Origin of the sequence: Serratia sp. CMO1 (genome assembly GCF_015689115.1) — a bacterium.
Lineage (GTDB): Bacteria > Pseudomonadota > Gammaproteobacteria > Enterobacterales > Enterobacteriaceae > Serratia > Serratia marcescens.
Genome location: NZ_CP065032.1, coordinates 3,225,806 through 3,251,784, shown reverse-complemented (window position 1 = coordinate 3,251,784; position 25,979 = coordinate 3,225,806). Strand labels below are relative to the sequence as shown.

23 protein-coding genes are annotated in these 25,979 nt (G+C 60.7%); 11 read left to right on the top strand and 12 right to left on the bottom strand.

Annotated features, from left to right (window positions below; genetic code table 11):
- Positions 1-3: 3 nt before the first annotated feature.
- On the bottom strand, positions 4-1,104 hold the full coding sequence (locus tag IT763_RS15520; RefSeq protein WP_016926993.1) for a diguanylate cyclase domain-containing protein: 1,101 nt from the start codon (positions 1,102-1,104) through the stop codon (positions 4-6).
- 364 nt (positions 1,105-1,468) lie between these two features.
- Between IT763_RS15520 and IT763_RS15515 the strand changes: the two genes are divergently transcribed.
- Together IT763_RS15515 and IT763_RS15510 are read left to right on the top strand one after the other, a co-directional pair.
- Positions 1,469-2,551, top strand: coding sequence for an iron ABC transporter permease (locus IT763_RS15515; protein ID WP_004935667.1), 1,083 nt, complete (start codon positions 1,469-1,471; stop codon positions 2,549-2,551).
- A complete protein-coding gene (locus tag IT763_RS15510) occupies positions 2,548-3,336 on the top strand; it encodes an ABC transporter ATP-binding protein (protein ID WP_016926995.1) in 789 nt (262 codons plus the stop codon). Before IT763_RS15515 ends, IT763_RS15510 begins: the two co-directional genes overlap by 4 nt.
- Before the next feature lie 33 nt (positions 3,337-3,369).
- On the opposite strand, the gene IT763_RS15505 is transcribed toward IT763_RS15510, so the two are convergent.
- The 5 genes from IT763_RS15505 to puuR form a co-directional block, all read right to left on the bottom strand.
- The gene (locus IT763_RS15505) at positions 3,370-4,317 is read right to left on the bottom strand and encodes a siderophore ABC transporter substrate-binding protein (protein ID WP_049298891.1); all 948 of its coding nucleotides are present in this window, start codon (positions 4,315-4,317) and stop codon (positions 3,370-3,372) included.
- A 55-nt stretch (positions 4,318-4,372) separates the two neighbouring features.
- Positions 4,373-6,361 carry a ligand-gated channel protein gene (locus tag IT763_RS15500; RefSeq protein WP_143778322.1) on the bottom strand — a complete coding sequence of 663 codons (1,989 nt, stop codon included), beginning with the start codon at positions 6,359-6,361 and terminating at the stop codon, positions 4,373-4,375.
- A 244-nt stretch (positions 6,362-6,605) separates the two neighbouring features.
- On the bottom strand, positions 6,606-7,601 hold the full coding sequence (locus IT763_RS15495) for an ABC transporter permease (RefSeq protein WP_164053361.1): 996 nt from the start codon (positions 7,599-7,601) through the stop codon (positions 6,606-6,608).
- Complete coding sequence (locus tag IT763_RS15490) at positions 7,598-9,109, bottom strand: sugar ABC transporter ATP-binding protein (protein WP_206194818.1); 1,512 nt, start codon at positions 9,107-9,109, stop codon at positions 7,598-7,600. Before IT763_RS15490 ends, IT763_RS15495 begins: the two co-directional genes overlap by 4 nt.
- 155 nt (positions 9,110-9,264) lie before the next feature.
- Positions 9,265-9,822 carry an HTH-type transcriptional regulator PuuR gene (puuR, locus tag IT763_RS15485; RefSeq protein WP_016927000.1) on the bottom strand — a complete coding sequence of 186 codons (558 nt, stop codon included), beginning with the start codon at positions 9,820-9,822 and terminating at the stop codon, positions 9,265-9,267.
- 395 nt (positions 9,823-10,217) lie between these two features.
- On the opposite strand from puuR, the gene IT763_RS15480 reads away from it, so the two are divergent.
- Both IT763_RS15480 and IT763_RS15475 read left to right on the top strand, forming a co-directional pair.
- A complete protein-coding gene (locus IT763_RS15480; protein WP_028127730.1) occupies positions 10,218-11,636 on the top strand; it encodes a glutamine synthetase family protein in 1,419 nt (472 codons plus the stop codon).
- Between the two features lie 535 nt (positions 11,637-12,171).
- Positions 12,172-13,539 (top strand): APC family permease, encoded by a 1,368-nt coding sequence (locus IT763_RS15475; protein WP_004935642.1) that lies wholly within the window; start codon positions 12,172-12,174, stop codon positions 13,537-13,539.
- A 72-nt stretch (positions 13,540-13,611) separates the two neighbouring features.
- Here the strand turns inward: IT763_RS15475 and sbcB are convergent, their stop codons facing one another.
- From sbcB to IT763_RS15460, 3 genes are all read right to left on the bottom strand, one after another.
- Positions 13,612-15,039: an exodeoxyribonuclease I gene (gene sbcB / locus IT763_RS15470; RefSeq protein ID WP_016927002.1), complete on the bottom strand. Its 1,428-nt coding sequence runs from the start codon at positions 15,037-15,039 to the stop codon at positions 13,612-13,614.
- 90 nt (positions 15,040-15,129) lie between these two features.
- Positions 15,130-15,318: a DNA polymerase III subunit theta gene (locus IT763_RS15465; RefSeq protein WP_016927003.1), complete on the bottom strand. Its 189-nt coding sequence runs from the start codon at positions 15,316-15,318 to the stop codon at positions 15,130-15,132.
- Positions 15,319-15,372: 54 nt separating this feature from the next.
- Positions 15,373-15,579, bottom strand: coding sequence for a hypothetical protein (locus IT763_RS15460; RefSeq protein ID WP_151254226.1), 207 nt, complete (start codon positions 15,577-15,579; stop codon positions 15,373-15,375).
- A 258-nt stretch (positions 15,580-15,837) separates the two neighbouring features.
- Here IT763_RS15460 and IT763_RS15455 point away from each other — a divergent pair, with 258 nt between their 5' ends.
- Positions 15,838-16,947, top strand: a complete 1,110-nt coding sequence (locus IT763_RS15455; protein ID WP_049298904.1) for an SDR family oxidoreductase — start codon at positions 15,838-15,840, stop codon at positions 16,945-16,947.
- Between the two features lie 34 nt (positions 16,948-16,981).
- Here IT763_RS15455 and IT763_RS15450 read toward each other — a convergent pair whose 3' ends face one another.
- Positions 16,982-17,728, bottom strand: coding sequence for a helix-turn-helix transcriptional regulator (locus tag IT763_RS15450; protein WP_019453597.1), 747 nt, complete (start codon positions 17,726-17,728; stop codon positions 16,982-16,984).
- 175 nt (positions 17,729-17,903) lie between these two features.
- On the opposite strand from IT763_RS15450, the gene IT763_RS15445 reads away from it, so the two are divergent.
- From IT763_RS15445 to tmaR, 3 genes are all read left to right on the top strand, one after another.
- Positions 17,904-18,671: an N-acetylmuramoyl-L-alanine amidase gene (locus IT763_RS15445; RefSeq protein WP_048796451.1), complete on the top strand. Its 768-nt coding sequence runs from the start codon at positions 17,904-17,906 to the stop codon at positions 18,669-18,671.
- Between the two features lie 94 nt (positions 18,672-18,765).
- A complete protein-coding gene (locus IT763_RS15440) occupies positions 18,766-19,833 on the top strand; it encodes an FUSC family protein (RefSeq protein ID WP_016927008.1) in 1,068 nt (355 codons plus the stop codon).
- Positions 19,834-19,993: 160 nt separating this feature from the next.
- Positions 19,994-20,311, top strand: coding sequence for a PTS system regulator TmaR (gene tmaR / locus IT763_RS15435; protein ID WP_004935612.1), 318 nt, complete (start codon positions 19,994-19,996; stop codon positions 20,309-20,311).
- A 158-nt stretch (positions 20,312-20,469) separates the two neighbouring features.
- Here tmaR and IT763_RS15430 read toward each other — a convergent pair whose 3' ends face one another.
- Entirely contained in the window at positions 20,470-21,258 is a 789-nt protein-coding gene (locus tag IT763_RS15430) for an ABC transporter substrate-binding protein (protein ID WP_021505905.1), read from the bottom strand.
- Between the two features lie 22 nt (positions 21,259-21,280).
- A complete protein-coding gene (locus IT763_RS15425) occupies positions 21,281-22,462 on the bottom strand; it encodes a M20 aminoacylase family protein (RefSeq protein ID WP_206194817.1) in 1,182 nt (393 codons plus the stop codon).
- Positions 22,463-22,602: 140 nt separating this feature from the next.
- On the opposite strand from IT763_RS15425, the gene IT763_RS15420 reads away from it, so the two are divergent.
- The 3 genes from IT763_RS15420 (at position 22,603) to IT763_RS15410 (ending at position 25,961) form a co-directional block, all read left to right on the top strand.
- A complete protein-coding gene (locus IT763_RS15420; RefSeq protein WP_075686129.1) occupies positions 22,603-23,556 on the top strand; it encodes a LysR family transcriptional regulator in 954 nt (317 codons plus the stop codon).
- Between the two features lie 284 nt (positions 23,557-23,840).
- Entirely contained in the window at positions 23,841-24,908 is a 1,068-nt protein-coding gene (locus tag IT763_RS15415; protein ID WP_016927009.1) for an erythritol/L-threitol dehydrogenase, read from the top strand.
- 135 nt (positions 24,909-25,043) lie between these two features.
- The gene (locus tag IT763_RS15410) at positions 25,044-25,961 is read left to right on the top strand and encodes an ABC transporter substrate-binding protein (protein ID WP_016927010.1); all 918 of its coding nucleotides are present in this window, start codon (positions 25,044-25,046) and stop codon (positions 25,959-25,961) included.
- Positions 25,962-25,979: the final 18 nt, after the last annotated feature.

The window sequence follows — 25,979 nt, the reverse complement described above, 5'->3', positions numbered from 1 at the left end:
GGTTTACTTTTTCCCGCCTTTGGCTTCCGCCAGCGCCTGCTGCGCCGAGCTCATCAAACTCTCTACCGTCGCGTAATTCTGCGTCAGCGCCAAAATGCCGGCGTTAAGCCGCATGTTCACCTCGCCGAACGCGCCAAAATCGTAGGGCGCCTCCAGCGGCGGCACAATGCGCGCCAGAAACTCGCTTTCCGCGCCGTAGGGCAGATCGTGCACCAGAATCAGAAACAGACCGCCGGTATAGCGGCAGACGTAGTCGCTCGGGCGGATCAGTGTCTTGAGGCGCTCGCCGACGGTGCGCAGCACGTCGTCGCCGATCTGGACGCCGTGACTTTGGTAGAGCGCCGCCAGCGGGCCGAATTCGAGAATGAACAGGTGGGAGATCGGCTGCGCCGCTGCGGGGCGGCAGATGCTGCGCATCACCACCTCGCCGCCCGCGCGGTTGAGAAAGCCGGTCAGGCGATCGCGGTGCGATGCCTGCTGCTTCTCCCAGGCCAGCGTGACGTGCTGCACCAATTGGCGATGGTAGCGCGCGATCATGCCATGGGCCAGCACCAGCCACAGCGGCGCGAGATCCGCCAGGACAAACAGATTTTGCACGCGCGACAGCGGCGCCGCCAGCAGGTAGGGCAGCGTCAGCGCGATCACCTCAAGCAGCGCGAAGCGCGGCGCGGCGGCATGGCGCTGCATCAGCCAGCAGGCCAGGGCGGTAATGGTCAGGCCGGCGAACAGGATCAGCACGAAGCGGCCCGACAGCATCGCCAGCGCGGCGCTGGCGCCAACCAGCAGCGCCCACAACAACACTGTCACCAGCATGGCGTTCGGCCAGGCGGGTTGGCGCCTTTGCGCCAACCTGGCGCGCCCGGCGGTCAACAGCAGCAACAGCAGCAACAGGCCGATACCGACCAGCGGTTGGTTCAGCCAGGCGTACCCCGCCAACAGCGCGGCCGGCCCCACGGCATTCAGCCAGGGGGTGAGAGGTGAGGGCGTCAGCGTGAGACGCAGCTGGCGTTGAAACGGTTCGTCATCGGCGTGCAGCGGGCTGTGCAACAGCCAGTTCAGCAGCGCCGGGCGTTTGGGCGTTACCGCCGGAGATGGACTTCTCATTACAGCCTCGTCAATAAGGCCGCTCTTGCGGCGGCCTGAAAGTTTTTTGCACGCGCGGTGCTGTGGTTTTGGATTCTATGTGGTTTTGCCGCTATTTGTCAGAGTCTGGTCGGATCAGGAATAATTTTCAGAATAATTAACCTACTGGCCGTTGGCGGGGGAAAGCGTGGTGGTTTGAAAAATGGCGAGAAAAAACAAATTATTACATTTCGACAACGCTGTTTTCACCTATTGATATGATTGATAAGTATTATCGTTTGCTTTATTGTGGGCGGCTGCGCGCAGGCGGTCGCCGCGCGCTTTCCGGTTTACGGCGGACGCCTTCGCGCCGCTGTCATGATGGTTGTAACAGGTATCTTAACGAATGAGCGTATCCACCGATCCCATGACTGACGCCAAGGGGCAACCCAACGCCGGCGTGATGGGGCGTTATCAGCATATTCTTCGCCATCGCCTGTTGATGATGGGCGTGTTGGCACTGGCGATCCTGGGCTCGCTGCTGCTGGATTTCACCATGGGGCCGTCCGGCCTGTCGCTATCCTCCTTATGGCAAACGCTGCTTGACCCCGCCGCGGCCGATGCCGGCACGCGGGTGATCGTCTGGGACATCCGCTTGCCCTATGCGCTGATGGCGGTGGTGGTGGGCTTTGCGCTCGGCCTGGCCGGGGCGGAAATGCAGACCATCCTGAATAACCCGCTGGCCAGTCCCTTCACCCTCGGGGTGTCTTCTGCCGCGGCCTTTGGCGCCGCGCTGGCGATCGTGCTCGGCATCGGCATTCCGGGCATTCCCGATCAGTGGTTCATCTCCGCCAACGCTTTTATCTTCGCGCTGTTCGCCGCGCTGATGCTCGACGGCATCACGCGCTGGACGCGGGTCGCCACCTCCGGCGTAGTGCTGTTCGGCATCGCGCTGGTGTTTACCTTCAACGCGCTGGTCTCGATGATGCAATTCATCGCCAGCGAGGACACGCTGCAGGGGCTGGTGTTCTGGACCATGGGCAGCCTGGCGCGCGCCTCGTGGGACAAGCTGGGCATTCTGTTCGGGGTGTTCGCCGTGCTGCTGCCGCTGTCGATGATGAGCTCGTGGAAACTGACCGCGCTGCGTCTGGGCGAAGACCGGGCGGTGAGCTTCGGCATCGACGTGCGTCGTCTGCGGCTGACCACGCTGCTGCGCATCAGCATGCTCTCGGCGCTGGCGGTGGCTTTCGTCGGGCCGATCGGCTTTATCGGCCTGGTGGCGCCGCACATCGCCCGCATGATCTTCGGCGAAGATCACCGTTTCTACCTGCCGGCCAGCGCGCTGATTGGCGCGCTGGTGCTGTCGATGGCCTCGGTGGCGTCGAAAAATCTGGTGCCCGGCGTGATCATTCCGGTGGGCATCGTCACCTCGCTGGTCGGGGTGCCGTTCTTCCTGAGCATTATTCTGCGCCATCGGGGGAACGTATGAACCAGGGCTTGCGCATAGAACACTTCTCGGCGGGCTACCCGAAACGTCAGGTGATCGACGATCTCTCGGTGCCGATGCTGCCGCGCGGGCAAATCACCGTGCTGCTGGGGCCGAACGGCAGCGGCAAATCGACGCTGCTGCGCTCGCTGGCCGGGCTGAACCCGGCGCAGGGCAAGCTGTGGCTGGACGACGGCGATCTGATGCAGATGCCGTTCGCCCGTCGGGCGGAGAAAGTGGTGTACCTGCCGCAGTCGCTGCCCGCCGGGGTGCATCTGCACGTGCTGGAGTCGATCATCGTGGCGCAGCGCGCCTCGGGCGGCCGCAGCAACGCCGGCAGCGAAGCGGAAGTGATGGCTTTGCTGGAACAGCTGGGCATCGCCCACCTGGCGCTGAGCTACCTCGATCAGCTGTCCGGCGGCCAGAAACAGCTGGTGGGGTTGGCGCAGTCGCTGATCCGTCAGCCGTCGCTGCTGCTGCTGGATGAGCCGCTGAGCGCGCTCGATCTCAACTACCAGTTCCACGTGATGGATTTGGTGCGCCGTGAAACCCGCAAGCGCAATATCGTGACGGTGGTGGTGGTGCATGACATCAACATCGCGCTGCGTCACGGCGACCACGTGCTGATGCTGCAGGATGGCGATCTGATCGCCGACGGCGCGCCGGATCAGGTGATTACGCCGCAGAGCCTGGCGCGGGTCTACGGCGTGCGCGGGCGCATCGAGCGCTGTTCGCAGGGCACGCCGCAGGTGCTGATAGACGGCCTGGTAAACCAGCCGACGATTTAATCCAGGAAAAAGCCCGGCATCGCCGGGCTTTTTTTATCGCGCAGCGTGGGTTAGCGCCTCGCTCACGCGTTCGACGACGTGCTGAGCGGTGACGATGCCGCCGGACAGATAAACCTCGGCCGCCGGCAGGTAAACCACCTGGCCTTTCTTCACCGCCGCGGTTTTCTTCAGCGCGGTGGTGGTAAGGATTTTCTGCGGCGCCACCGCGTTCGGCCGCCCGGTCGCGGCGTCCCTGTCGATGATGAACAGCCAGTCCGGATTCAGTTTGGCCACCTGCTCAGGCGTCAGCTTGTTGCCGCGCACGTCTTTTTCATCGGACTGCAACGCGGACGCGAAGCCGAGGGCGTCATAGACGAAGCTGAAACGGCTCTTGGGGGCGTAAGCGCTGATCTTGCCGCCGGAGAACAGCACCACCAGCCCGCGTCCGGCCTGGGCGGCCTGCGGTTTGACCGCCGCGATCTGCGCATCCAGCTTATCGATCGCCGCCTGCGCCTGTTGCTGCTTATCGAACAGCTCACCCAGCTGTAGCGTGCGCTGTTTCAGGCTGCCCAACTGATCCTGCTGATCGACGGACATATTCAGCGTCGGCGCCAGCGTGTTCAGCTCGTCATAGGCTTTGGACGCCCGGCCGGCGATCAGGATCAGATCCGGTTTGGCGGCGCGCAGCACTGCCATATCCGGCTCGAACAGGGTGCCGGCATTGAGGTATTTGTCGTCCTGATAGCGCTTCAGGCTATCCGGCAAATTCTTACGGTTGCCGGGCAGCGCCAGCGGTTCGACGCCCAGCAGCTGCAGCGTTTCCAGCGAGGCGTAATCCAGCACCACGATGCGCTGCGGGTGTTTCTTCACCTCGGTGCTGCCGTTCAGGTGCTGGACGTTGACGGTGGCCGGGGCCGCCGGCGCGTCGGTTTTGCTGTGGCAACCCGCCAGCGCCATCGCGGTCAGCAGGGCGATCATCAGGGGGGAGCGGCGTAATTTCATGGGGCTTCCTCACGGTGATGGAATGAAAAGGGCGCGCAGCGCGCGCCCGGGGGCATCAGAAGTTGTAGGTCATGCCGACGGTGTAACGGCGGCCGTCCAGCGTGGTGTTGTAGTGATCGTAATCCACGGTCTTGTCGAGGATGTTGTAGACCCCGCCGGTCAGCTGCAGGTTTTTCGCCGCCTGGTAGCTCAGGCCCGCATCGACGAAGGTGTAGGACGGCGTGCTCTTGGCCATCGAGGTACGGCTCAGATACTCAGACGTTTTGCTGCGGAAATTAACGCGCGACCACAGGCTGAGGTCCTGCGTGGCGCGCCAATCCAGCACGGTGTTAACCATGTGCTTCGGCATCTGGTTGAGCGCCTTGCCCTGGAACTCGCCGCTCTTCTGCTCGGAAGCGGTGTAGGTGTAGTTGGTGTTCCACTTCCAGTCTTTGTTGATCTGCCAGCCGAAGGTGGCTTCTACGCCGCGCATATTGGCTTTGTCGACGTTGACGCGATCGCTGATAAAGTCGTAGACGTCATTGCCGATCTTACAGTCCGGCGTGTCTTCGCAGCGGCGCACTTCGGTGATCTTGTTCTTGAAGTCGGTGTTGAAGACGGTCACCCCGGCGTTGACGCCTTTCAGGCTATCCCACATCAGGCCGATCTCTTCGCTCAGGCTCTTCTCCGGCTGCAGATCCGGGTTGCCGACGATGATGCCTTTACGCACGCCGCCGCCGGTGACCTGGCCCCAGTTGGCGGAGGATTGGCGCAGATCCGGCGATTTGTAGCCGGCGGAAACGCCGCCTTTCAGCGTCCACTGTTCGGTCAGGTGCCAGACCCCGTACATGCGCGGCGTCCAGTGGCTGCCGAAGTTTTCGTCCTGATCCATGCGGATGCCGGTCGTCAGACTGAAGTCGTTGGTCAATGCCCACTCATCTTCGGCGAACAGCGCCCAGCTCCAGCGCGTCAGCTTGCTGAGACCTTGTGCCGATTCAAGCTGGTTGCCGCTGTCGCTCAGTTTTTCATAGCGATACTGACCGCCGAGGTTCAGCATGTGTGAACCCAGCTCGAACTGGTTCTGGGTGTTGAAGATGGTGTTGTACATCTTCATTTTGCGGCCCGGGTTGTTGGTCTCTTCCCGCTGAACGTAGCTGGTGGAGTTGCCGAAGTCGTAATAGCCGTTGTGGGTCAGCGCGTAGTTGGTGCGCGTATACAGGCTTTCGCTGCGCGATGTCGGCGTGCATTTGCCTTTGCTGCAGCGTTCCGCTACCACCGATTTGCCCGGCGTGCTGTTGCGATCCTGCAGCGAGCGGCCGATTTCAAAGTCGAATTCGTTTTTCTCGTCCGGGGTCAGGGTGAACACCGCGGTGCCGCTGCGCATGCGCTGCTCGTTGTAACCGTTGGTGATTTTATCTTCCGCGCGGCGCGACAGCAGGCCGTTGACCCGCAGGCCGAGCAGGCCTTCAACCAGCGGGCCGGAGGCGTAGGCGTTGGTCTGGAACAGATCGCCGGAATCGCGGTTTTCCTGAAGGGTGGCGTCGCCGTGCAGCGAGCCTTTCCACTCGGTGCGCGAGGTTTTGCGGGTGATGACGTTGATCACGCCGCCCATGGCGTCGGAACCGTACAGCGAAGACATCGGCCCGCGCACCACTTCGATACGTTCGATGGCTTCCATCGGCGGCAGCCAGCCCTGTTCGATGCCGGCGTTATCGCTGTTCGGCCGGGTGCCGCGGGTGTCGACGCGCTTGCCGTCCACCAGGATCAGCGTGTACTTGGAAGACATGCCGCGAATGCTGATGTCGCTGCTGCTGGCGCCGCCGGTGACCACTACGCCCGGTACGTCTTTCAGTGCATCGGTCACGTCGCGATAGGCTTTATCTTCGATCTGCTGGCGCGGGATCACCGAGATGGAAGCGGCAGAGTCCTGAATTTTTTGCTGAAAGCCGGAGGCGGTGACGACCATGGTGTCCTGGGTGTCGTCCTGCGGCGCGGCCAGTGCGGCGGTGGCGCTGAGTGAGGCGATCACCAGAGCGGCGAGCTTGCTGTAACGTGGCGTTTCCATGAGGTAAACCTTTCCTGGATTGAAGTGAAAGTAATTAACCAATTGAATTTCTAATGAAATTATTCATCGTTCGCTGAGAAATACTTCGCTTCGTCAGCGTTGCGTGAGGGTATTGTAAGGATTTTTTTCTTAATGTAAACGCTAATGATAATTCATATCATTTGTATGCTTGTTCTGCTGACGGAAAAGGGTAACCGGATGAATTAAAGGGAAAAGCGGCGCAGCGGGCGTGCGCCGGGAAGGATCAGCGTTTCTGGATGTAGGTGATGGCCAGCGCCAGCGCCAGCACCAGGCCTTTGATAATGTCCATGGCGTAGTAGGGCACCGACAGCATCACCAGGCCGTTTTGCAGCACGCCGAGGATCACCGCGCCGATCAGGGTGCCGAGCGCATTGGGTTTACCGGCGCCGGCCAGCGAGAAGCCGATATAGGCCGCCGCCACCGCGTCCATCAGATAACCGCCGCCGGCATTGACCTGCGAAGAGCCAATACGTGACGCCAGTAAGATGCCGCCAAGCGCCGCCAGCCAGGAGGAAATGACGTAAGCGGCAACCCTGTAACGCACGGTGCGGATGCCCGACAGACGCGCAGCCTCGGGGTTGCCGCCGATGGCGTACATGCGGCGGCCGTGCTTGGTCAACGACAGGAACAGCTGCACCGCCACGGTGACCGCCAGCATGATCAGCACGATCACCGGCACCTGGCCGAGGGCGGAAAACACCTCCGGGATCAGGCCTTCCGCCATGTCGCCATTCGGCAGCACCATGTTTTGGGTGATGGAACCGCCGTAGCTGTAGGTCATCGCCACGCCCTGGATCACGAACAGGCTGGCCAGCGTCGCCAGCATATCGGGAATTCTGAACACCACGATCAGCAGGGCGTTGAACAGGCCGACCAGCGTGCACAGCAGCAGCGTCACCACGATGGCGCCGGTGGTGCCGAACCCGTGCCAGACGAACAGCGAAATCACCAGCGCGTTGGCCAGTGAGGCGGTTGAGCCGACTGACAGATCGAAACCGCCGACCGACAGCGAGATAGAGACGCCGATGGCGATCACTGTCACGATGGCGATCGAACGCAGGATATTGATGATGTTGTTGGCATCGAGAAAATTGTCCGACGCCAGGCCAAACAGGGCGATCAGCGCCGCCACGGTCAGCAGCATGCCCCACTTGTAGAGGAAATCGAACAGCTGTTGGCGCCAGGGCAGCGCCGGCCGCAAGGCAAATTCTTTACTCACGCAGGGGTTCCTCCGGTGGAATAGAGTAATAAGGTTTCTTCGTCGATGTCGGCGGCGTTCAACTCCGCCACGATGCGGCCGTCCCACAGCACGCAGATGCGATCGCACAGGCCAATCAGCTCGGCGAACTCGCCGGAGGCGTAAATCACGCCTTTGCCGGCGCGGGCCAGGCCGTCGATCAGGCTGAACAGCTCCTGTTTGGCCTTGATGTCCACGCCCTTGGTCGGCTCATCGAAGATCAGCACCTCGGCGTCGCCGCGCAGCCATTTGCCGATCGCCACTTTTTGCTGATTGCCGCCTGACAAGCGCGCCAGCCGCTGTTGCGGGCCGGAGGCGCGAATGTTCAGACGCTGCATGATCTCGCGCGCCCAGCGCAGTTCTTGCCGCCGGTTGAACAGGCTCCGGCGCGAGAAGCTGTCGTCGGCGCTGACGCTCAGGTTCATCGGGATCGCCTCGTCGATGAAAATGCCTTCTTTGCGGCGTTCTTCCGGCACCAGCGCCAATCCTTGTTCGACCGACAGGTGCGGCGCGCGTGGCGCCCAGGGCTGCCCGCGCAGTTCGCCGCGCTCAAGCTGCACGGCGCCGGCGCCGAACAATGCCTTGCACAGTTCGGTTTTGCCCGCCCCGGCCAGCCCGGCGATGCCGAGGATCTCGCCCTCATGCAACCGCAGCGAAACGTCGCGCAGCTTATGGCGATCGCGCAAGCCCTCCACCTGCAGCAGCGTTCGCTCTGGGTGCGGCGGGCGCGGCGGCGGGAAAATGTCGTCCAGCCGATGGCCGAGCATCTTCTCAACGACCTGTTCGCCGCTCAGCCCGCGCATGGCGTCTTCGCTGACGCGCCGGCCGTCGCGCAGCACCGTCAGCCGATCGCAAATGTCGCTCAGTTCATGGATGCGGTGGGAAATAAACACGATGCCGATGCCTTCGGATTGCAGGCGGCGCACCACGTTAAACAGGCGCTCGCTCTCGGCGCGATCGAGCGGCGCGGTCGGCTCGTCGAGCACCAGAAAACGGCAGCGGTGCGACAGCGCGCGCGCCAGCAGCACCTGCTGTTTTTCCGCCAGCGTGCAGTCCGCCAGGCGTCTGCGCGGGTTGAGCGGCAGCGCCCATTGCTGCAGCAGCTGCGCGGCGCGGCGGTGCAGTTCCGCCCAGTTCAGCCAGTGGCCCGGCTCGTTCAGCCAGTCAAGCATGATGTTTTCCGCTACCGACAGCGTGGGGATCAGCGCGACGTCGACCTCTTGCTGCACCACGTGAATACCGTGACGGCGCGCCTGCAGCGGGGAGTGGATCGCCACCGGCTGGCCGTCGATCAGGATCTCGCCGCGATAATGATCGTGGGCGCCGGAGAGGATCGCCATCAACGTCGACTTACCCGCGCCGTTGGCGCCGACCAGCGCATGGATTGATCCGCCCTGCAGCGTGAAGTCCACGTCCTGCAGCGCGTTGAAGCCGGCGAAGGCGATCGAGATATTGCGCATCTCGAGGCGTGAAGGCGTTGCGGTTGACATAGGGTAGTAAGGCCGTTTAGATGTTTAGATGGCTGTTTTGCTCTGTTGTAACACAGATTGCGCCGTTGGCAACCAACAAAATGGCATAACGGCGATGAAAAACGTGGAGAGGCAGGGGCGCAACCCGCGTCAGGCTGCGCCGGTGCGAGAAGCGGTCAGAAGGTGGTAGGGGTGTGTGCGCTGACGATGCGGCAAATGCGCGCCGACGTATTGCTGAAGCTGTGCGGAATGCCGGTGTTGATGGCGTAACTCTGACCGGCGGTCAGGCAATAGCTCTGGCCGTTGATGGTCAGCACGATCTCGCCCTCCAGCAGGGTGCCGATCTCTTCGCCCTGATGCTTGATCTTTTCGCCGGTGGTGGTGCCGGGCTGGTAGGTTTCCAGCATCATCGCCAGGTTGCGCGTCGGGCTGCCGTTGTGTACCAGCTTCATCGACACCCCCTGGCTGCCGATTTCAATCAGATCTTCGGCGTCGATCACCACGCGCGGTTCGTCGACGGCCTCCGGTTCGGCAAAGAATTCAGACAGCGACAGGCCATACACCTTCAGCAGCTTTTGCAGCGTGCTGATGGCCGGGCTGACCTTGTCCTGTTCGATGGTGCTGATCGCACTGTGGGTTAACCCGGACAGTTCGGCGACCCGGCGCTGCGACAAACCCAATTGCTGACGGATCTGTGACAGGCGTTTGCCCGGTGCCAAGCTGGCTTCGCTCATAGCGGTACTTCCTTCTGGTAAGGGCGACAGGTAGAAATGAAGATCGCTATCGGGTGCCTGTCTGGTCGATAACGATGCTGCATGATATCGGTAGTTAGGGTGGGTTTGGAAAATATATTGCCCATATTCACTCTCGGTGCGTTGGACGAAATAGTTGACGTAAAAATGGCTGCAAGGCCTTTTCGGTCAATATTTTATCAATTTAGCAGTCGGTGATGAATAATCAAACAGGATTGTAACATTTGCAAACCCATTCTGTTAATACTATGTTTCATATTGTGGATGTTATTTTGAGCGCCCGGCAGCGGCGCGACCTGGCGAGAAATCCAATCATGTGTTGAATCGAACGGCGGACGGGCGCTAACGCGCCTTAAGAGCATAATGGCGGGTGACGTATGCAAACCAATAGCGCAGCAGTTGAACATTTTGCACAGCATCATGAAGAGAGGCGAAGTAGCGCGTTCCAAAATGAGGTTGCTCATTATTTGGAACGCCATCCCGCCACGCAGTATGTCGATATCCTTCTCACCGATCTCAATGGTTCCTTCCGCGGCAAGCGCATACCCGTCTCAGGGTTGAAAAAACTGGAAAAAGGCAGCTACTTTCCCGCGTCGGTGTTCGCCATGGACATCCTCGGCAACGTGGTGGAGGAGACCGGCCTTGGGCAGGAGCTCGGCGAGCCTGATCGCATTTGCCTGCCGGTGCCCGGCTCGCTGACGCCGTCGGCCGCCGATCCGGAGCATATCGGCCAGGTGTTGCTGACCATGCTGGATGAAGATGGCACTCCCTTTGACGTTGAACCCCGTAATGTGCTGAACCGCGTGTGGCAGGCGCTGCGACAGCGCGGCTTGTTCCCGGTGGCAGCGGTAGAGCTGGAGTTTTATCTCATTGATAGGCTGCGCGACGCGGAAGGCGATTTGCAGCCGCCGTGTGCGCCCGGCACCCAGGAGCGCAACACCCAAAGCCAGGTGTATTCCGTCGATAACCTGAACCATTTCGCTGAGGTGCTGAACGATATCGACGCGCTGGCGAAGCTGCAGGGGCTGCCGGCGGACGGCGCGGTGGCGGAGGCGTCGCCGGGGCAGTTCGAGGTCAACCTGCGTCATACCGACGATATTTTGCTGGCCTGCGATCACGCGCTGGCGCTGAAGCGGCTGGTGCGGCTGGTGGCCGAGAACCACGGTATGCACGCCACCTTTATGGCCAAACCCTATGAGGATTACGCCGGCAGCGGCATGCACGTGCATGTCAGCATGCAGGACGGGGCGGGCAACAACCTGTTCGCCGACGGCGAAGGCGAGGATTCACCGTTGCTGAAACAGGCGCTGGCCGGAATGATCACCCTGATGCCGGCGTCGATGGCGCTGCTGGCGCCGAACGTCAATGCCTATCGGCGTTTCCAGCCGGGGATGTATGTGCCGATCCAGGCCGCCTGGGGTCACAACAATCGCACCGTGGCGCTGCGCATCCCCTGCGGCGAACCGGAGAATCATCGGGTGGAGTACCGCGTGGCCGGCGCCGACGCCAATCCGTATCTGGTGATGGCGGCGATCCTGGCCGGCATGCTGTACGGGTTGGACAACGCGCTGCCGTTGCCTGAGCCGGTGACCGGCAACGGGCTGGAGCAGGAGGGGCTGCCGCTGCCGATCCGCCAGAGCGATGCGCTGTACGAGTTTGAACATCAGCACGCGTTGACCCACTATCTGGGCGAGCGTTTCACCCAGGTTTATCACGCCTGCAAGACGGACGAATTGCTGCAGTTTGAACGGCGGGTGACGGAAACCGAGATCGACTGGATGTTGAAAAATGCCTGAATGGGCGTATAAAGTAAGAAGTATGTGCGGGCGACCGGCCTGCCGGTAGCGGATTAATTCGCCTGCCGGGCTGGTTTTCCGTTCGATCGAAAAAAAGAATTTGTATTTGAGGGCTTCCGGATCTTGTCATCCGGAGGCATTCTGGTGCAAAATATCTCAAATGCAGATAGCCGACGTTTTGAAAGCGTCGGTTATTTTTTTTGCATTTAGTTTTACCAACGTAGCGTTTCATACACCAAGCGAGGCCGGACACCGATCCGGATAGATAAATAGTTTCGTGCACGATCAAACAAAACTTTATGGTCGTGACTCATGAGGATTAGAAAGATGGGGCAATTTTTCACTTTAGCGCCGGTGCCCGCCGGTTTCCGCTGTGGCCGCAGCGACTATGGAGCAGCCGAGGTTACCTCGACCCGTTATCCAGCTTACAATCCCCTTCTTTTAGAATTAAGTCGCTCGTTGCGAAGTTTCCCCGCAACCTTAAGTCTTGGCGTGTCCGCCATCCGCAAGGCTCAAGGTAAGGGGGGGCTGAACAATGTCCGATAACACCCTTAACGCCGCTCCGGCTCAGCGCACTCAGCTGCGTAAAACCCTGACATTGGTTCCGGTAGTGATGATGGGTCTGGCTTATCTGCAGCCAATGACCATCTTCGATACCTTCGGCATCGTATCCGGCCTGACCGATGGTCACGTCGCGACCGCGTACGCCTTCGCTCTGCTGGCGATCCTGTTTACCGCCCTGAGCTACGGCAAGCTGGTGAAGAAGTTCCCTTCCGCCGGTTCCGCCTACACCTACGCCCAGAAAGCCATCAGTCCGCACGTCGGCTTTATGGTGGGCTGGTCATCGCTGCTGGACTACCTGTTCATGCCGATGATCAACATTTTGCTGGCCAAGATTTACCTGGAAGCGATCTTCCCGGGCGTCCCGTCCTGGATCTTCGTGGCGGTGCTGGTCGGGTTGATGACGATTTTCAACCTGCGCGGCATCAAGCTGGTGGCTAACCTGAACTCCATCATCGTGGTGGTGCAGGTGGCGATCATGATCGTATTCCTGGGCCTGGTGATCAACGGCGTTTACCACGGCGAAGGCGCCGGTACGCTGGTCAGCAGCCGCCCGTTCTGGTCCGATAACGCTCACGTGGTGCCGATGATTACCGGCGCGACCATCCTGTGCTTCTCGTTCCTGGGCTTCGACGGCATCAGCTCGCTGTCCGAAGAAACCAAAGACGCAGAGAAAGTGATCCCGAAAGCCATCTTCCTGACGGCGCTGATCGGCGGCATCATCTTTATCGTGGTGTCTTACTTCGTGCAGCTGTATTTCCCGGACATCTCGCGCTTCAAGGATCCTGACGCGTCGCAGCCTGAAATCATGCTGTACGTGGCGGGCAAGTTCTTCCAGTCGGTGATCCTGGTGTTCTCCTGCGTGACGGTATTGGCGTCAGGCATGGCGGCGCACGCGGGCGTTTCGCGTCTGATGTATGTAATGGGCCGCGATGGTGTGTTCCCGACTCGCTTCTTCGGCTATGTGCATCCGAAGTGGCGTACCCCGGCGCTGAACGTGCTGCTGGTTGGCGCCATCGCGCTGTCCGCAGTGTCGTTTGACCTGGTGACCGCGACTGCGCTGATCAACTTCGGTGCGCTGGTGGCCTTCACCTTCGTCAACCTGTCGGTGATCTCGCAGTTCTATATTCGCGACAAGATGAACCGCACCGTGAAGGACACGTTCAACTACCTGATCTTGCCGGTGATGGGCGCACTGACCGTCGGCGCGCTGTGGATCAACCTGGAAGCCAGCTCGATGACGCTGGGCCTGGTCTGGGCGGCCATCGGCCTGATCTACCTGGCCTTCGTCACCCGCAGCTTCCGTCTGCCGGTGCCGCAAGCGAGCGAAGACGCCGCCTAAGCGCGAGCCGTCTCCTCAGCCACAAAAAAGGCCGCTTTCGCGGCCTTTTCCTTTTCTGCTTGCTGCGGGTTTTTATCCCACCAACTCTTTGCCGTAATCGAACAGCGCTTTCAGCAGGGCGGTTTTCTCTTTGTCGCCTTCGTGCAGGTTATACAGCGATTCGAGCTGCAGCAGATAGCTCTGCACGCGCTCCGCGCTCAAGGCTTCCTGACGGTGTTGCAGCCAGCGGCGCTGCTCGGCGTCGTCCAGCGTATTCGGGTAGTTGCGCGCGCGGAAGCGGAACAGCAGCTCTTTCATGCGGCCGTCGCTGAAGGCCAGATCCAGCGCCGGCAGGTTCTGCGGCTTGGTCTGCTGGATAATCCTCATCGCCGCCTTGTCGGCGTCGCTGAAGAAACCGTCGTACAAGCGGGCGTCGACGTCGTCGGCGCCTTTGAACGGCTCGGCTTCGGCGAACAGCGCGACCACTTTCTCGCGCACTTCCGGATGCTGTTTCAGCAGCTGCAGATTTTGCAGACACGCCTGACGATCGATGCCCAGCCGCTCGGCGTTCTCCGGCAGCAAGGTTTTGGCCGGCGCCAGCACCGGACATTTGTTGATGTGCACCAGCTTGATCGGCACCGGCGCCTGATCCGGCGCCAGATCGTCGCGGCGGGTGTACAGCCGTTCACGCAGTTGCTCGGCGCTCAGCGTCAACAGCGGCGTCATGTCGCCGGCCAGATCGCACATGATCACCGCGTTCTTGTTGTCCGGGTGCCAGGCCAACGGCGACACCCAACTGGTGTTGCCGCGCGCCGCGCCGAACATGCCGGAGACGTGCACCAGCGGCGTCATGTCGGCGACGTCGATCAGGGCGTTCAGCTTGTGCTTGTTGCGGTGCTGCAGCAGGAAATCGAACAGCCGCGGCTGCGCCTGCTTGACCAGCTTGGCCATCGCGATGGTGGCGTAAACGTCCGACATCGCATCGTGAGCCTGCGTGTGTTCGACGCCGTTGGCGCGCGTGAGGTGTTCGAGGCGGAAGCTGGGGAAACCGTCTTCGTTTTCCGGCCAGACGATGCCGTCCGGACGCAGAGCGTAGCAGGCGCGCATCACATCCAGCAGATCCCAACGCGAGTTGCCGTTTTGCCAGCTGTAGGCATAGGGATCGTAGAAGTTGCGATAGAAGATATTGCGGCTCACTTCGTCATCGAAACGGATGTTGTTGTAACCGAGAATGCAGGTGCCGGCCACGCTGAAGGCCTGATGGATTTGGCGGGTGAACTCGGCCTCGTTAACGCCTTTGGCTCGTGCCACCTGCGGCGTGATGCCGGTGATCATCACCGCCTCGGGTTCCGGCAGGTAGTCGTCGGCCGGGGCGCAGTAGATGACCAGCGGCTCTTCGATAATGTTGAAATCCATATCGGTGCGCACGCCGGCGAACTGCGCCGGGCGGTCCAGCGACGGGCTCTTGCCGAAGGTCTCATAGTCGTGAATGTAAAATGTGGCCGTTGCCTTGCTGCTCAAAATCGCGTCTCTTCAGTGGCGGATACAATATGCCCCTATTGTAACGGCGTGGGGAGCGATGCCAAGCGGCGGTTAGCGAAATGCGCGCAATTACGCACGGCGATAGAAATCCAGCCGCTGATGAAAGTAGGGGAGCAGGTGGTCGGGGATCTGTCGTTCTGTTTCCGCCTGGGTCGAGGCGATGCCGTAGCGCTCGTTGTAGATCACGCTGATGGCCAGCAAATCGGTTTCTATTTTCTCGCGTTGCGCCTGCGGTAAGCTATCCAGCTTTCGAACCATCGTTATCTCCCTGTTAACCTTAGGGTATAATAGGATCGTTAGCGGGTCTTGTCCCTACCCATTCCGAGGGGCGGTGGACGCCTGAGCGCTTTGCTGTGAGCTGGAAGTCAGACTGTGACGCGCGGCGAACTCGCTCTGCGCCTGGTGCGCATTGAGGCGATCCGCCCGGTTATACAGCGAACAGGCGCCGCTTATCACCGCCCCCCAAAACAGGGTGCACAGCAGTAAAACCCCCAACCAGATTTTTTGGTTATAGGTCATAAGTCCTCCACGGACGAAAAGAGAAATAACATTGACCGTTAAATTAAATCAGGCACTACATCAATGGTATTTAAACGGCGGAGATTAATCATGGAATCTACGCGGTTCTTTTGTTACTAAACCCAGGGTGGATGTTTCAAAAGATTCCTTAAGATAATATTAAGAAAAGTGAGTCTGGGCGCCGTAATTCTATTTAATATTTGTTTAAATATCCGCAGATACAATCTCCCACATTCAATGCCAATGTGGGTGACAATGATGAAAACGCTACTGTTGACCGGCGCTACCGGCTTTCTCGGTGGTGCAGTTCTTGAAAAATTATTGATTGAAAATCAGTCTATTAATTATCTTTTGCTGGTGCGCGCCGATGATGCGCAGCAAGGGCTGGCCCGTATTCGCGCGAATATGGAAAAGTTTAATATCGACGCGAATCTGCTGTCTAAAATTACGATGGAAAATATATTGTTGGGCGATCTTTCCGAGCCGGCCGACTTTTTAACTGACGCACGTATTAACAATGTCACGCACGTTATTAACTGCGCGGCCGTTGCTTCATTTGGTAATAACCCGCTCATTTGGAAGGTAAACGTAGAAGGCACTCTGACTTTTGCTGAAAGAATGGCGCAGGTGCCGGGATTAAAACGCTTCCTGCACGTTGGCACCGCCATGTCCTGTTCGCCGGAGCCGGGTTCGCTGGTGGCGGAGAGCGGCGAGTTTGAGGAGGACGCCGAGCACCTGGTGGAATATACCCGTTCCAAATCCACCATCGAACAGCTGATGCGCCAGCGTTGCCCGCAAATGCCGTTGACCATCGCTCGTCCGTCGATTGTGGTGGGGCACACCCGCCTGGGCTGCCAGCCTTCCAGCAGCATTTTCTGGGTGTTTGGCATGGCGCTGATGCTGCGCAAGTTCATGTGCTCGCTGCAGGACAATATCGACGTGATCCCGGCGGATTACTGCGCGGATGCGCTGGTGATGCTGATGAACAGCGAAACGCTGGAGAACGACGTTTATCACATCTCCGCCGGTGAGGAGAGCAGCGTCAGCTTTGCTGAAATTGACAACGCCATGGCGGCGGCCCTGGAAAAAGCGCCAGTGGGCGATGAGTATGCGCAGGTGACCTATGACGCGCTGGTGAAAATGCGCCGTCAGCTGAAAGACATTTTCGGCCCGTGCAACGAGCGGCTGATGCTCAAAGCGATGCGCCTGTACGGCTCGTTCGCCATGCTCAACGTGCGTTTCAGCAACGAGAAGATCCTCAAGCTGGGCATGCCGAAACCGCCGCGTTTCACCGACTACATCGCCGGCTGCGTGCAGTCGACGCGCGGGCTGTCTATCCAGCAGCAGATGGTGGTGGACTTCAAATAACCGCCGGGCGCAACGGGCGCCCGAGGTTGCTCTGCTACCAGGACGAAGACGACCAGAAGACGCGGCCGAGCACCACCAGTTGCTCCTTGCGCTGCTGATAGCTGAGATGCTCGTCCTGGTACTCTTCCCGGTTGAGGGAGCGGATGATGACGCCGCCGTCCGGCTGCTCGATCAGCACCTTCACCCGCAGCAAATTGCCGTGGCGGATGGCGTAGGTCTTGCCCTCGCGGATGCGCGTGTCGTCGGTGTTGATGCCGACCACGTCGCCGTCCTGCAGGCGCGGTTCCATGCTGGAGCCGGAGATGCGGATAATGCGCGCGGCGTTGACCGCCACCCCCATCTTGTGCAGATAGTAACGGCGGAAGATCAGCGAAAACTCCTCGCGATCGACGATTTCGTAGCAGCCGTCGCCGGCGGAAAAATCAATATCCAGCAGCGGGATCTCCACAAACTCTTCCTTGTCTTGTTCGGTATCTTCCCATACCACCGGTTTCAAACGGGCGGGCTGGAAGTCCGACTCCGCCGCCACGTTGTCAAACGGGCGCACCAGCTGCTTTTCGTGAAACACGTCGAACCAGCCCTTGGGCAAATTCAGCCTGGCCTCGATCCGCCTGGCCAGATTGTCGCCAAGATTGCGGGAGGATTTTTCCCCGATGATTTGGCTCAGCGTCGGCGCGGAAGACTCAACCAGCGTGGCGAACTCATTCTGGTTGACGCCTTGCCGGGCGTAGCGGGCCATCAATTCGCGCAGATTGTTGCGCCTGATTTCTTTAGTTTCCATCGTGCAATGATCGCACTCTTTAGCAAAAAGGTAAATAACGATTTTGCTAAAAAACACTTGCGCATAATTTAGCAATTAGCTAAAACAAAAGGGTGAGCCAAGGGTTCACCCGTGCGGGGCGGCCTGTCATGATGAGGAGCCGCTCAGTGAAATCAAACGAGAGAGGGACTTTACGATGTACAAGATTGATTACAATAGCTACCGATCGGTCGCCAGCTTCGGCCACCGCGTGCGTTTTCTGGTGCTGCACTACACGGCGCAAAACTTCGCCGACTCGGTGACGTCGTTGACCGGAAAATCGGTCAGCGCGCACTACCTGGTGCCGGATCCGACCGAGGCGACCTATCAGGCGGCCGGCTTCAGCGGCGTGCGCATCTTCAACCTGGTGGACGAGAACGAGCGCGCCTGGCATGCCGGCACCAGCCAGTGGGGCACCCGCAGCAATATCAACGACACCTCGATCGGCATCGAGATCGTCAATCTGGCGAGCGGCGACGGTGAAAACATCACCTTCCCGCCGTTCAATCCGCAGCAGATTGAGGCGGTCACCCAGCTGGCGCAGAACATCCTGCAGCGTTATCCGGACATCTCGCCGGTGAACGTGGTGGCGCACTCCGACATCGCGCCGGGCCGCAAGAGCGATCCGGGCCCGCAGTTCCCGTGGCAGCAGCTGTATCAGGCCGGCGTCGGCGCCTGGTATGACGAAGCGACCAAGCAGCAGCGCCAGCAGGAATACTGCAGCCAGGGCCTGCCGGCGCAGGCCGATCTGCTGAAACTGTTCGCCCAATACGGCTATGACACCTCGGCGGCGAACACCGCAGAAGGCTATCGCCAGCTGGTGCGCGCGTTCCAGCTGCACTTCCGTCCGCAGAAGTATGACGGCGTGATGGATGTCGAAACCGCCGCCGTTCTGCGCGCGCTGGTCGACAAGTACGCCGCCTGAGCCTGACCGCGAATGGGGGACGCCTCATTCGCCTTTTCCTCGCCGGGCTTCCTCCGCTAAAATAGCGGCCTGGCTGGTCTTTATCGGAGGCATCGTGCGCCTCGATCGAAAAATCTCTCCCCTTGAACTGCTGACCTATCGCCACTATCGCGTTGTTCACGGCGTGCGCATCGGGCTGGCGTTTATCCTGACCTTTCTGCTGATCCGCCTGCTGGCGGTGCCCGAAGGCACCTGGCCGCTGATCACCCTGGTGGTGGTGATGGGGCCGATCTCGTTTTGGGGCAACGTGCTGCAGCGGGCGCTGCAACGCATTGCCGGCACGGTGTTCGGCGCCGCGTCCGGCCTGATCGCCCTGTATCTGGAACTCTATTCGCTGCCGCTGATGCTGGTCTGGTGCGGCGTGGTGATGTTCGTCTGCGGTTACCTGACGCTCGGCAAACGGCCGTATATGGCGCTGCTGGTGGGGATCACGCTGGCGGTGGTGTGCGGCGCGGGCGCCGGCGACATGCACACCGCGCTTTGGCGCAGCGGCGACGTGATCTTCGGCTCGCTGCTGGCGCTGCTGTTCACCAGCATCTACCCGCAGCGCGCCTACATTCTGTGGCGCATGCAAATGGCGGACTGCCTGCAAACCGCCGCCCGAATTTACGGCGCCTACTTTTCGCCGAACGTCATTGAGCGGCCGCGGCTGGAGCCGCAGCTCAAGGATCTGTTGAATCAGGTGGTGAAGCTGCGCAGCCTGATCGTGCCCGCCAGCAAGGAAACCCGCATCCCCAAAGCGGTGTTCGAGGCGGTGCAAACCCTCAGCCGCAATCTGGTGTGCACGCTGGAACTGATGGCCGACGCCTACTGGGCTTCGCGCGAAACGCACTTCATCATGCTAAACGCCCGCACGCTGCGCAGCACCCAACTGCTGACGCTGAGCTCGCTGGAATCGCTGGCGCTGCTGATGCGCGAAGGGCCACAGGCGCAGCGGCAGGCGGCGGCGGGGCAGCTGGCGGAGATCGCCGGCGAGCTGAAAACGCTGATGCAGGAGGTCAGCCTCGGTCAGCACGGCGAAGCGCCGATTTACGGCTATGTCTGGCTCAGCATGGAGCTGGCGCAGCAGCTGGAAGAGTTGGGGGATCTGCTCCAGGTCTGCACCGCCGCCGGGCGTGAATAAGGGGTCAGATCATGAAGGCGGCGCTTTGGGTTTTGGCCGCCGGGGCAAAGTGGGTAAGATAAGGCAATCACTGTTGTGCCGGACCGCCACAAACCTGTATCTTGGTGCCATGTGGCCGTAAGCAAATGAATCTGTGTATTACTAAAGCAAGGGTATAAAGATGGATAATGCAAATAAGCCGAGTTTCCAGGACGTGCTGGAGTTTGTGCGTATGTTCCGCCGCAAAAACAAACTGCAACGCGAGATCGTCGACAACGAAAAGAAAATTCGTGATAACCAGAAGCGCGTGCTGCTGCTCGACAACCTGAGCGAGTACATCAAGCCCGGCATGAGCATTGAAGACATTCAGGGCATCATCGCCAACATGCGCAGCGACTACGAAGATCGCGTTGATGACTACATCATCAAAAATGCCGATCTGTCCAAAGAGCGCCGCGAGCTGTCCAAAAAGCTGAAAGCGATGGGTGAAGTGAAGTAACCCGCTTTATCGGGCCGGGCGTCCTGCCTGGCCCGCATCCTTGTCCCGCCTGATTTTCCGTTCTTGCCGACACTGCCGTTTCCGTTGGGGCGTTCCCCGGCGGCCGAAGGCGCCTCCCCATCCTGCAGGACCTGCAGGTGACCGCCGGGGAACGCGTGTTACTGCTCCGCGCCGTACATGTCGAAATCGAAATACTTGTCGTTGATTTTCTTGTAAGTGCCGTTGGCGCGGATCGCCTGCAGCGCGGCGTTGAAGGCGTTAAGCAGCGCGGTATCCTCTTTGCGCACCCCGATGCCGTCGCCGACGCCGAAGTATTTGCTGTCGCTCAATTCGGCGCCGATAAAGGCAAAGTCTTTGCCGCCGGGCGTTTTGAAGAATTCGCTGGCGCTGACGCTGGCCAGCAGCGACGCATCCAGGCGGCCGTTGGCCAGATCTTCGTTCACCTCCTGCTGGCTTTGGTAGGCGACCACGTTGACGCCGGCCGGCCGCCAAAGCGCGTTGGCGTAGGTCTCCTGGCTGGAACCTTGCTGCACGCCGACCGATTTGCCCTTCAGCGAGGCGGCGGTAGGCTGCAGATTGCTGCCTTTATGCGCCACCAGCCGCGCCGGGGCGTTGGAGACTTTGCTGGAGAAAGCGATCTGCTGCCGGCGCTGCGGCGTAATGGTCATCGACGAGGCGATGGCGTCGAACTTCTTCGCCTGCAGGCCGGGGATCATGCCGTCCCAGCTGCTTTCCACCCACACGCATTTGGCCTGCATCTGGTCGCACAGCGCCTGGGCGATATCGACGCCGAAGCCGGTCAGCTTGCCCTGCGGATTTTTATACTCCAGCGGCGGAAAGGTGGGATCGATGCCCAGCTTGATCACTTTGCCGCTGAATTCACCGCTCAGCGCGGGAAAACTCGCGGCCAGCGGCAGCAGCAACAACAGCCCTTTGATGATTTTCATGTCATTTCCTCTGTGTTGGCGATTAAACCGCAGGGCGAGCCAAAAAGCGCTCGACCAATTTGACCCAGTAAGTGGCGCCCAACGACAGACTGTCGTCGTTGAAGTCATAACCGGGGTTGTGCAGAGAATTGTCCGGCGTGGCGGGGCCGTTGCCGATAGAGATGTAGCTGCCCGGGCACTTCTCCAGCATAAAGGCAAAATCTTCGCTGGCGGTGAACGGCCGCAGCGTGGGGATCACCCGGCTCTCTCCGGCCCATTCCAGCGCCACCGCGCGCGCCAGTTCGGTTTCTGCCGGGTGGTTCACCAGCACCGGGTAGCCGTGCTGATAGTCGATCTCCGCGCGGGCGCCGAAGCTGGCGGCCTGCGCCGTGACCAGCTCGGTGATGCGCTGTTCCAGCCGCGCACGCACCGCCGCCGTCAGCGCGCGCACGCTGAGCGTCAGGGTGGCGGTCGCCGGGATCACGTTGGCGGCCTGGCCGGCCTGCATCGCCCCCACGGTGACGATCGCCGTTTCCTGCGGATCGATATTGCGCGCCACGATGGTTTGCAGGCTCATAACGATGGCTGCGCAGGCCACCACCGGATCGACGGTGCTCTGCGGCACCGCGCCGTGGCCGCCGTGGCCGTGCAGGGTGATGTGCACCGTATCGGCCGAGCACATGAAGGGGCCGCCGGCGAAGCCCAGGTGGCCGGTGGGTAAGCCGGGCACGTTGTGCATGGCGAACACCGCGTCGCAGGGGAAGCGCTCAAACAGGCCGTCTTCGATCATCACTTTGGCGCCGCCGCCGCCTTCTTCCGCCGGCTGAAAGATCAGGTGCAGCGTGTCGCAAAAGTTCGGCTGCCGCGCCAGATAGCGCGCCGCCGCCAGCAGCATGGCGGTGTGCCCGTCGTGGCCGCAGGCATGCATCACCCCGGAATGGGTGCTGGCGTAAGGCAGTTCGGTGGTTTCGGCAATCGGCAGGGCGTCCATGTCGGCGCGGATGCCGAGCGATTTTCCCGACCCGCGCTGCAGTGTGGCGACAACGCCGGTTTGTCCTACGCCGCGCGTGACGCGGTAACCCCATTCCTCCAGCCGCCGCGCCACCAGATCCGAAGTGGCGAACTCCTGGAATCCCAATTCCGGGTGGGCGTGAATATGGCGGCGAAGGGCGACCATCTCATCATGAACGGCGGCGATCTCAGGCAGTAGCAGTGAATGCATCATCACGGTCTCCGGCAAAAGGGTCCCGGCCAGTGGGCGGGGAACGGGGCAGAGGGGATAGGCATCGAGACTAGCAAACTCCATTTTTGCCGGGTAGCCGCCGTTCGGTTATGCTGACAACCTATGATTGTCAGGAGGTGGACATGAAACTGCACCAACTGCAGGCGCTGGTGGCCAGCGCCGACAGCGGCAGCATTCGCGCGGCGGCGCGGCATCTGGGGCTGTCGCAGGCGGCGGTGACCCGCGCACTGCGCGAACTGGAGCAAGAACAGGCGCTGCCGCTGCTGATCCGCACGCCGACCGGTCTGGGTTTTACCCCCTACGGCAAAACCCTGCTGGCGCACGCCCGGCTGGTGCTGAACCAGTTGGAGCAGGCGCAGGGCGAAATGGCGGCGCTGCGCGGGAGTGCGGCGGATCTGGTCAAGGCGGCGATCACTCCCTGGCTGATGCTGACGGTGCTGCCGCCGGCGGTGATGGCGTTTCGCAGCAAGGTGCCGGCGGTGCGGCTGGAACTGTCGGAAAGCCTGATGGCCAACGCCCAGTCGCAGCTGCGCGAGGGCACGATGGATTTCGCCATCACGCCGCTGCCGGCGTCGTCGGCGCCGCAGGAGTTTCACTGCGAGCCGCTGCTGGAGTATGAAACGGCGTACATGGTGCGGCGCGGCCACCCGCTGGCGCACAGCACCTCGCTGCATCAGCTGCTGGAGCAGGATTGGGTGATGAGCTATACCCAGGAAAGTTTCGATGCGCTGCTCGACGAGGTGTTCCACCGCCACGGCGTGCGCCTGCCGCGCCAGCGCATTATCCAGGCGCATTCGTTCGGTATGCTGCAGGCGCTGGTGGAGTCCGCCGAGATGTGTACCTGGTGCCCGCGGCCGATCGCCGCGCTGCCGCAGTTTGCCTCCCGCGTGCAGCCGCTGGCGCTGCGGGAGAGCTGCCAACCGGCGCAGTTGAATATCGTCACCCGGCGCAACAGCATTCTGAGCGCCGCCGCCCATGCGTTTATCGACACGCTGGTGCGCACCCTGCGCCAGCAGGTGCGATCGTCGCGGCCGGAGGATCGCCAGATCTACGATCGCGTGCGCCTGCTGATTTAGCGGATCTGCCCGGATCGCCGATCCCGTAAATGGGATCGCGATCCGCATTTGTAGCATTTTTAGCCGCAATGTTAACGAACTGTGATTTTGCTCAAATAATTATTTTTGCAGCTTTGGTTATATGTCGCTCTATGTTCACGTTGTCATTTTTAGTTATCGGGATGTGTAATGGTTAATTTGTTGAAATTTATAATTTTATAACTCAGTTTGTTTTTTGTTTGATAAAAATGACAACGTCAACATTTATAATTTTCAAGCGTTTAACGAGAATATTGGAGGGATAGATGAGCCAGTTGCCGGAAAAAATGCGCGCGGTCGTTTGCCACGGCCCGCAGGACTACCGTTTCGAACAGGTGCCCACGCCGCTGCCGAAAGCGCGCGAGCTGGTGATCAAGGTGGAAGGCTGCGGCATCTGCGCCGGCGACTGCAAGTGCAAGAACGGCGCGCAGATGTTTTGGGGGGAGAACCCGTGGGTCAAACCGCCGGTGGTGCCGGGACATGAGTTCTACGGCCGCATCGCCGCGCTGGGCGAGGGCGCGGAAGGCAAATACCGGATCGGTGAGCGGGTGATCGCCGAGCAGATCGTGCCGTGCTGGGAGTGCCGTTACTGCAAATCCGGCAGTTACTGGATGTGTGAGACGCATAACATTTACGGCTTCCAGAAAGACGTGGCGGAGGGCGGCATGGCGGAATACATGCGCTTTTCCGAGAACGCCATCGTCCACAAGATCCCGGAAAGCCTGAGCCATGAAGACGCGGTGCTGATCGAACCGATGGCCTGCGCCATCCACACCGTGGCGCGCGGCGACATCCAGCTGGACGACGTGGTGGTACTGGCCGGCGCCGGGCCGCTCGGGCTGTGCATGGTGCAGGTGGCGCGCCTGAAGACGCCGAAGAAACTGATCGTGATCGACGCCATCGACGAGCGGCTGGCGCTGGCGAAGGAATTCGGCGCCGACGTGGTGATCAACCCGCTGAAGGAAGACGCCGACCAGATTGTCAAATCGCTGACCGGCGGCTACGGCTGCGACGTGTATATCGAGGCCACCGGCGCGCCGATCGGCGTCACCCAGGGGCTGCAGATGATCCGCAAGCTGGGCCGCTTCGTGGAGTTCAGCGTATTTGGCAAGGAAACCACCGTCGACTGGTCCATCATCGGCGATCGCAAGGAGCTGGACATTCGCGGCGCGCACCTGGCGCCCTACAGCTATGAAATCGCCATCGATCTGTTCGAGCGCGGGCTGGTGACCTCAAACGGCGTGGTCACCCACAGCTATTCATTGAACGACTGGGACGAAGCCTTCGCCCTGGCGGACTCGACCGATTCCATCAAGGTGATCCTGGTTCCCTGATTTTCCCGCCGTACCGCTGTTGCAGTCACGACCGCCGGCCCATCCGCAATGGGGGGCCGGCCGGTCGGCCAAACGTAAAGACATGCTGTTGCTCTGATAACCACAACAAGAAGCTTCCCTACAGGAGAATTGGCTATGTTTTCATTATTCAAAAAGACCCTGCCTTTTATCGTCGCCGGTGGAATGTTGGCGGCCAGCCAGGTGGCGCTGGCCAAGCAAATCACGATCGGTATGTCGTTCCAGGAAATGAACAACGACTACTTCGTCACCATGAAGCAGGCGTTGGATCAGGCGGCGGCGGATATCGGCGCCAAGGTGTACGTGGCCGATGCGCGCCATGACGTTGCCAAACAGATCGGCGACGTGGAAGACATGCTGCAGAAGAAGGTGGATATCCTGCTGATCAACCCGACCGATTCGGTGGGGGTGCAGTCGGCGGTGATCTCCGCCCATAAGGCCGGCGCGGTGGTGGTGGCGATCGACGCCCAGGCGGAAGGGCCGCTGGATTCATTCGTCGGCTCGGAAAATTACGACGCCGGCTTCCAGGCGGGCGAGTACCTGGCGAAAGCGCTGGGCGGCAAAGGCAAGGTGGCGATCCTCGACGGTATCCCGGTGGTGCCGATCCTGGAGCGCGTGCGCGGCTTTGAAGCGGCGATGAAAAAATACCCCGACATCAAGATCGTCACCAAGCAAAACGGTAAGCAGGAGCGCGACACCGCGCTGACCGTGACCGAAAACATGCTGCAGTCGGCGCCGGATCTGGCGGGCATCTTCAGCGTCAACGACGTCGGCGCGCTCGGCGCCCTGGCGGCGATCGAAAGCAACGGCGCCAAGGTCAAGCTGGTGAGCGTCGATGGCCAGCCGGAAGCCATCAAAGAGATCCTCAAGCCGAACTCGCCGTTTATCGCCACTTCGGCGCAGTTCCCGCGCGACCAGCTGCGCATTGCGCTCGGCATTGCGCTGGCCCGCTACTGGGGCGCCACGGTGCCGAAAACCGTGCCGGTCAAAGTGAAGCTGATCGACCGCAGCAATGCGGCCGGCTTTAGCTGGTAACAGCGGCCGGTTCGCCCC

Coding starts and splice junctions, on each gene's coding strand:
- IT763_RS15520 (WP_016926993.1), bottom strand. CDS start 1,104: ATGAGAAGTCCATCTCCGGCGGTAACGCCCAAACGCCCGGCGCTGCTG.
- IT763_RS15515 (WP_004935667.1), top strand. CDS start 1,469: ATGAGCGTATCCACCGATCCCATGACTGACGCCAAGGGGCAACCCAAC.
- IT763_RS15510 (WP_016926995.1), top strand. CDS start 2,548: ATGAACCAGGGCTTGCGCATAGAACACTTCTCGGCGGGCTACCCGAAA.
- IT763_RS15505 (WP_049298891.1), bottom strand. CDS start 4,317: ATGAAATTACGCCGCTCCCCCCTGATGATCGCCCTGCTGACCGCGATG.
- IT763_RS15500 (WP_143778322.1), bottom strand. CDS start 6,361: ATGGAAACGCCACGTTACAGCAAGCTCGCCGCTCTGGTGATCGCCTCA.
- IT763_RS15490 (WP_206194818.1), bottom strand. CDS start 9,109: ATGTCAACCGCAACGCCTTCACGCCTCGAGATGCGCAATATCTCGATC.
- puuR (WP_016927000.1), bottom strand. CDS start 9,822: ATGAGCGAAGCCAGCTTGGCACCGGGCAAACGCCTGTCACAGATCCGT.
- IT763_RS15480 (WP_028127730.1), top strand. CDS start 10,218: ATGCAAACCAATAGCGCAGCAGTTGAACATTTTGCACAGCATCATGAA.
- IT763_RS15475 (WP_004935642.1), top strand. CDS start 12,172: ATGTCCGATAACACCCTTAACGCCGCTCCGGCTCAGCGCACTCAGCTG.
- IT763_RS15465 (WP_016927003.1), bottom strand. CDS start 15,318: ATGGTTCGAAAGCTGGATAGCTTACCGCAGGCGCAACGCGAGAAAATA.
- IT763_RS15460 (WP_151254226.1), bottom strand. CDS start 15,579: ATGACCTATAACCAAAAAATCTGGTTGGGGGTTTTACTGCTGTGCACC.
- IT763_RS15455 (WP_049298904.1), top strand. CDS start 15,838: ATGAAAACGCTACTGTTGACCGGCGCTACCGGCTTTCTCGGTGGTGCA.
- IT763_RS15450 (WP_019453597.1), bottom strand. CDS start 17,728: ATGGAAACTAAAGAAATCAGGCGCAACAATCTGCGCGAATTGATGGCC.
- IT763_RS15445 (WP_048796451.1), top strand. CDS start 17,904: ATGTACAAGATTGATTACAATAGCTACCGATCGGTCGCCAGCTTCGGC.
- tmaR (WP_004935612.1), top strand. CDS start 19,994: ATGGATAATGCAAATAAGCCGAGTTTCCAGGACGTGCTGGAGTTTGTG.
- IT763_RS15430 (WP_021505905.1), bottom strand. CDS start 21,258: ATGAAAATCATCAAAGGGCTGTTGTTGCTGCTGCCGCTGGCCGCGAGT.
- IT763_RS15425 (WP_206194817.1), bottom strand. CDS start 22,462: ATGATGCATTCACTGCTACTGCCTGAGATCGCCGCCGTTCATGATGAG.
- IT763_RS15420 (WP_075686129.1), top strand. CDS start 22,603: ATGAAACTGCACCAACTGCAGGCGCTGGTGGCCAGCGCCGACAGCGGC.
- IT763_RS15415 (WP_016927009.1), top strand. CDS start 23,841: ATGAGCCAGTTGCCGGAAAAAATGCGCGCGGTCGTTTGCCACGGCCCG.
- IT763_RS15410 (WP_016927010.1), top strand. CDS start 25,044: ATGTTTTCATTATTCAAAAAGACCCTGCCTTTTATCGTCGCCGGTGGA.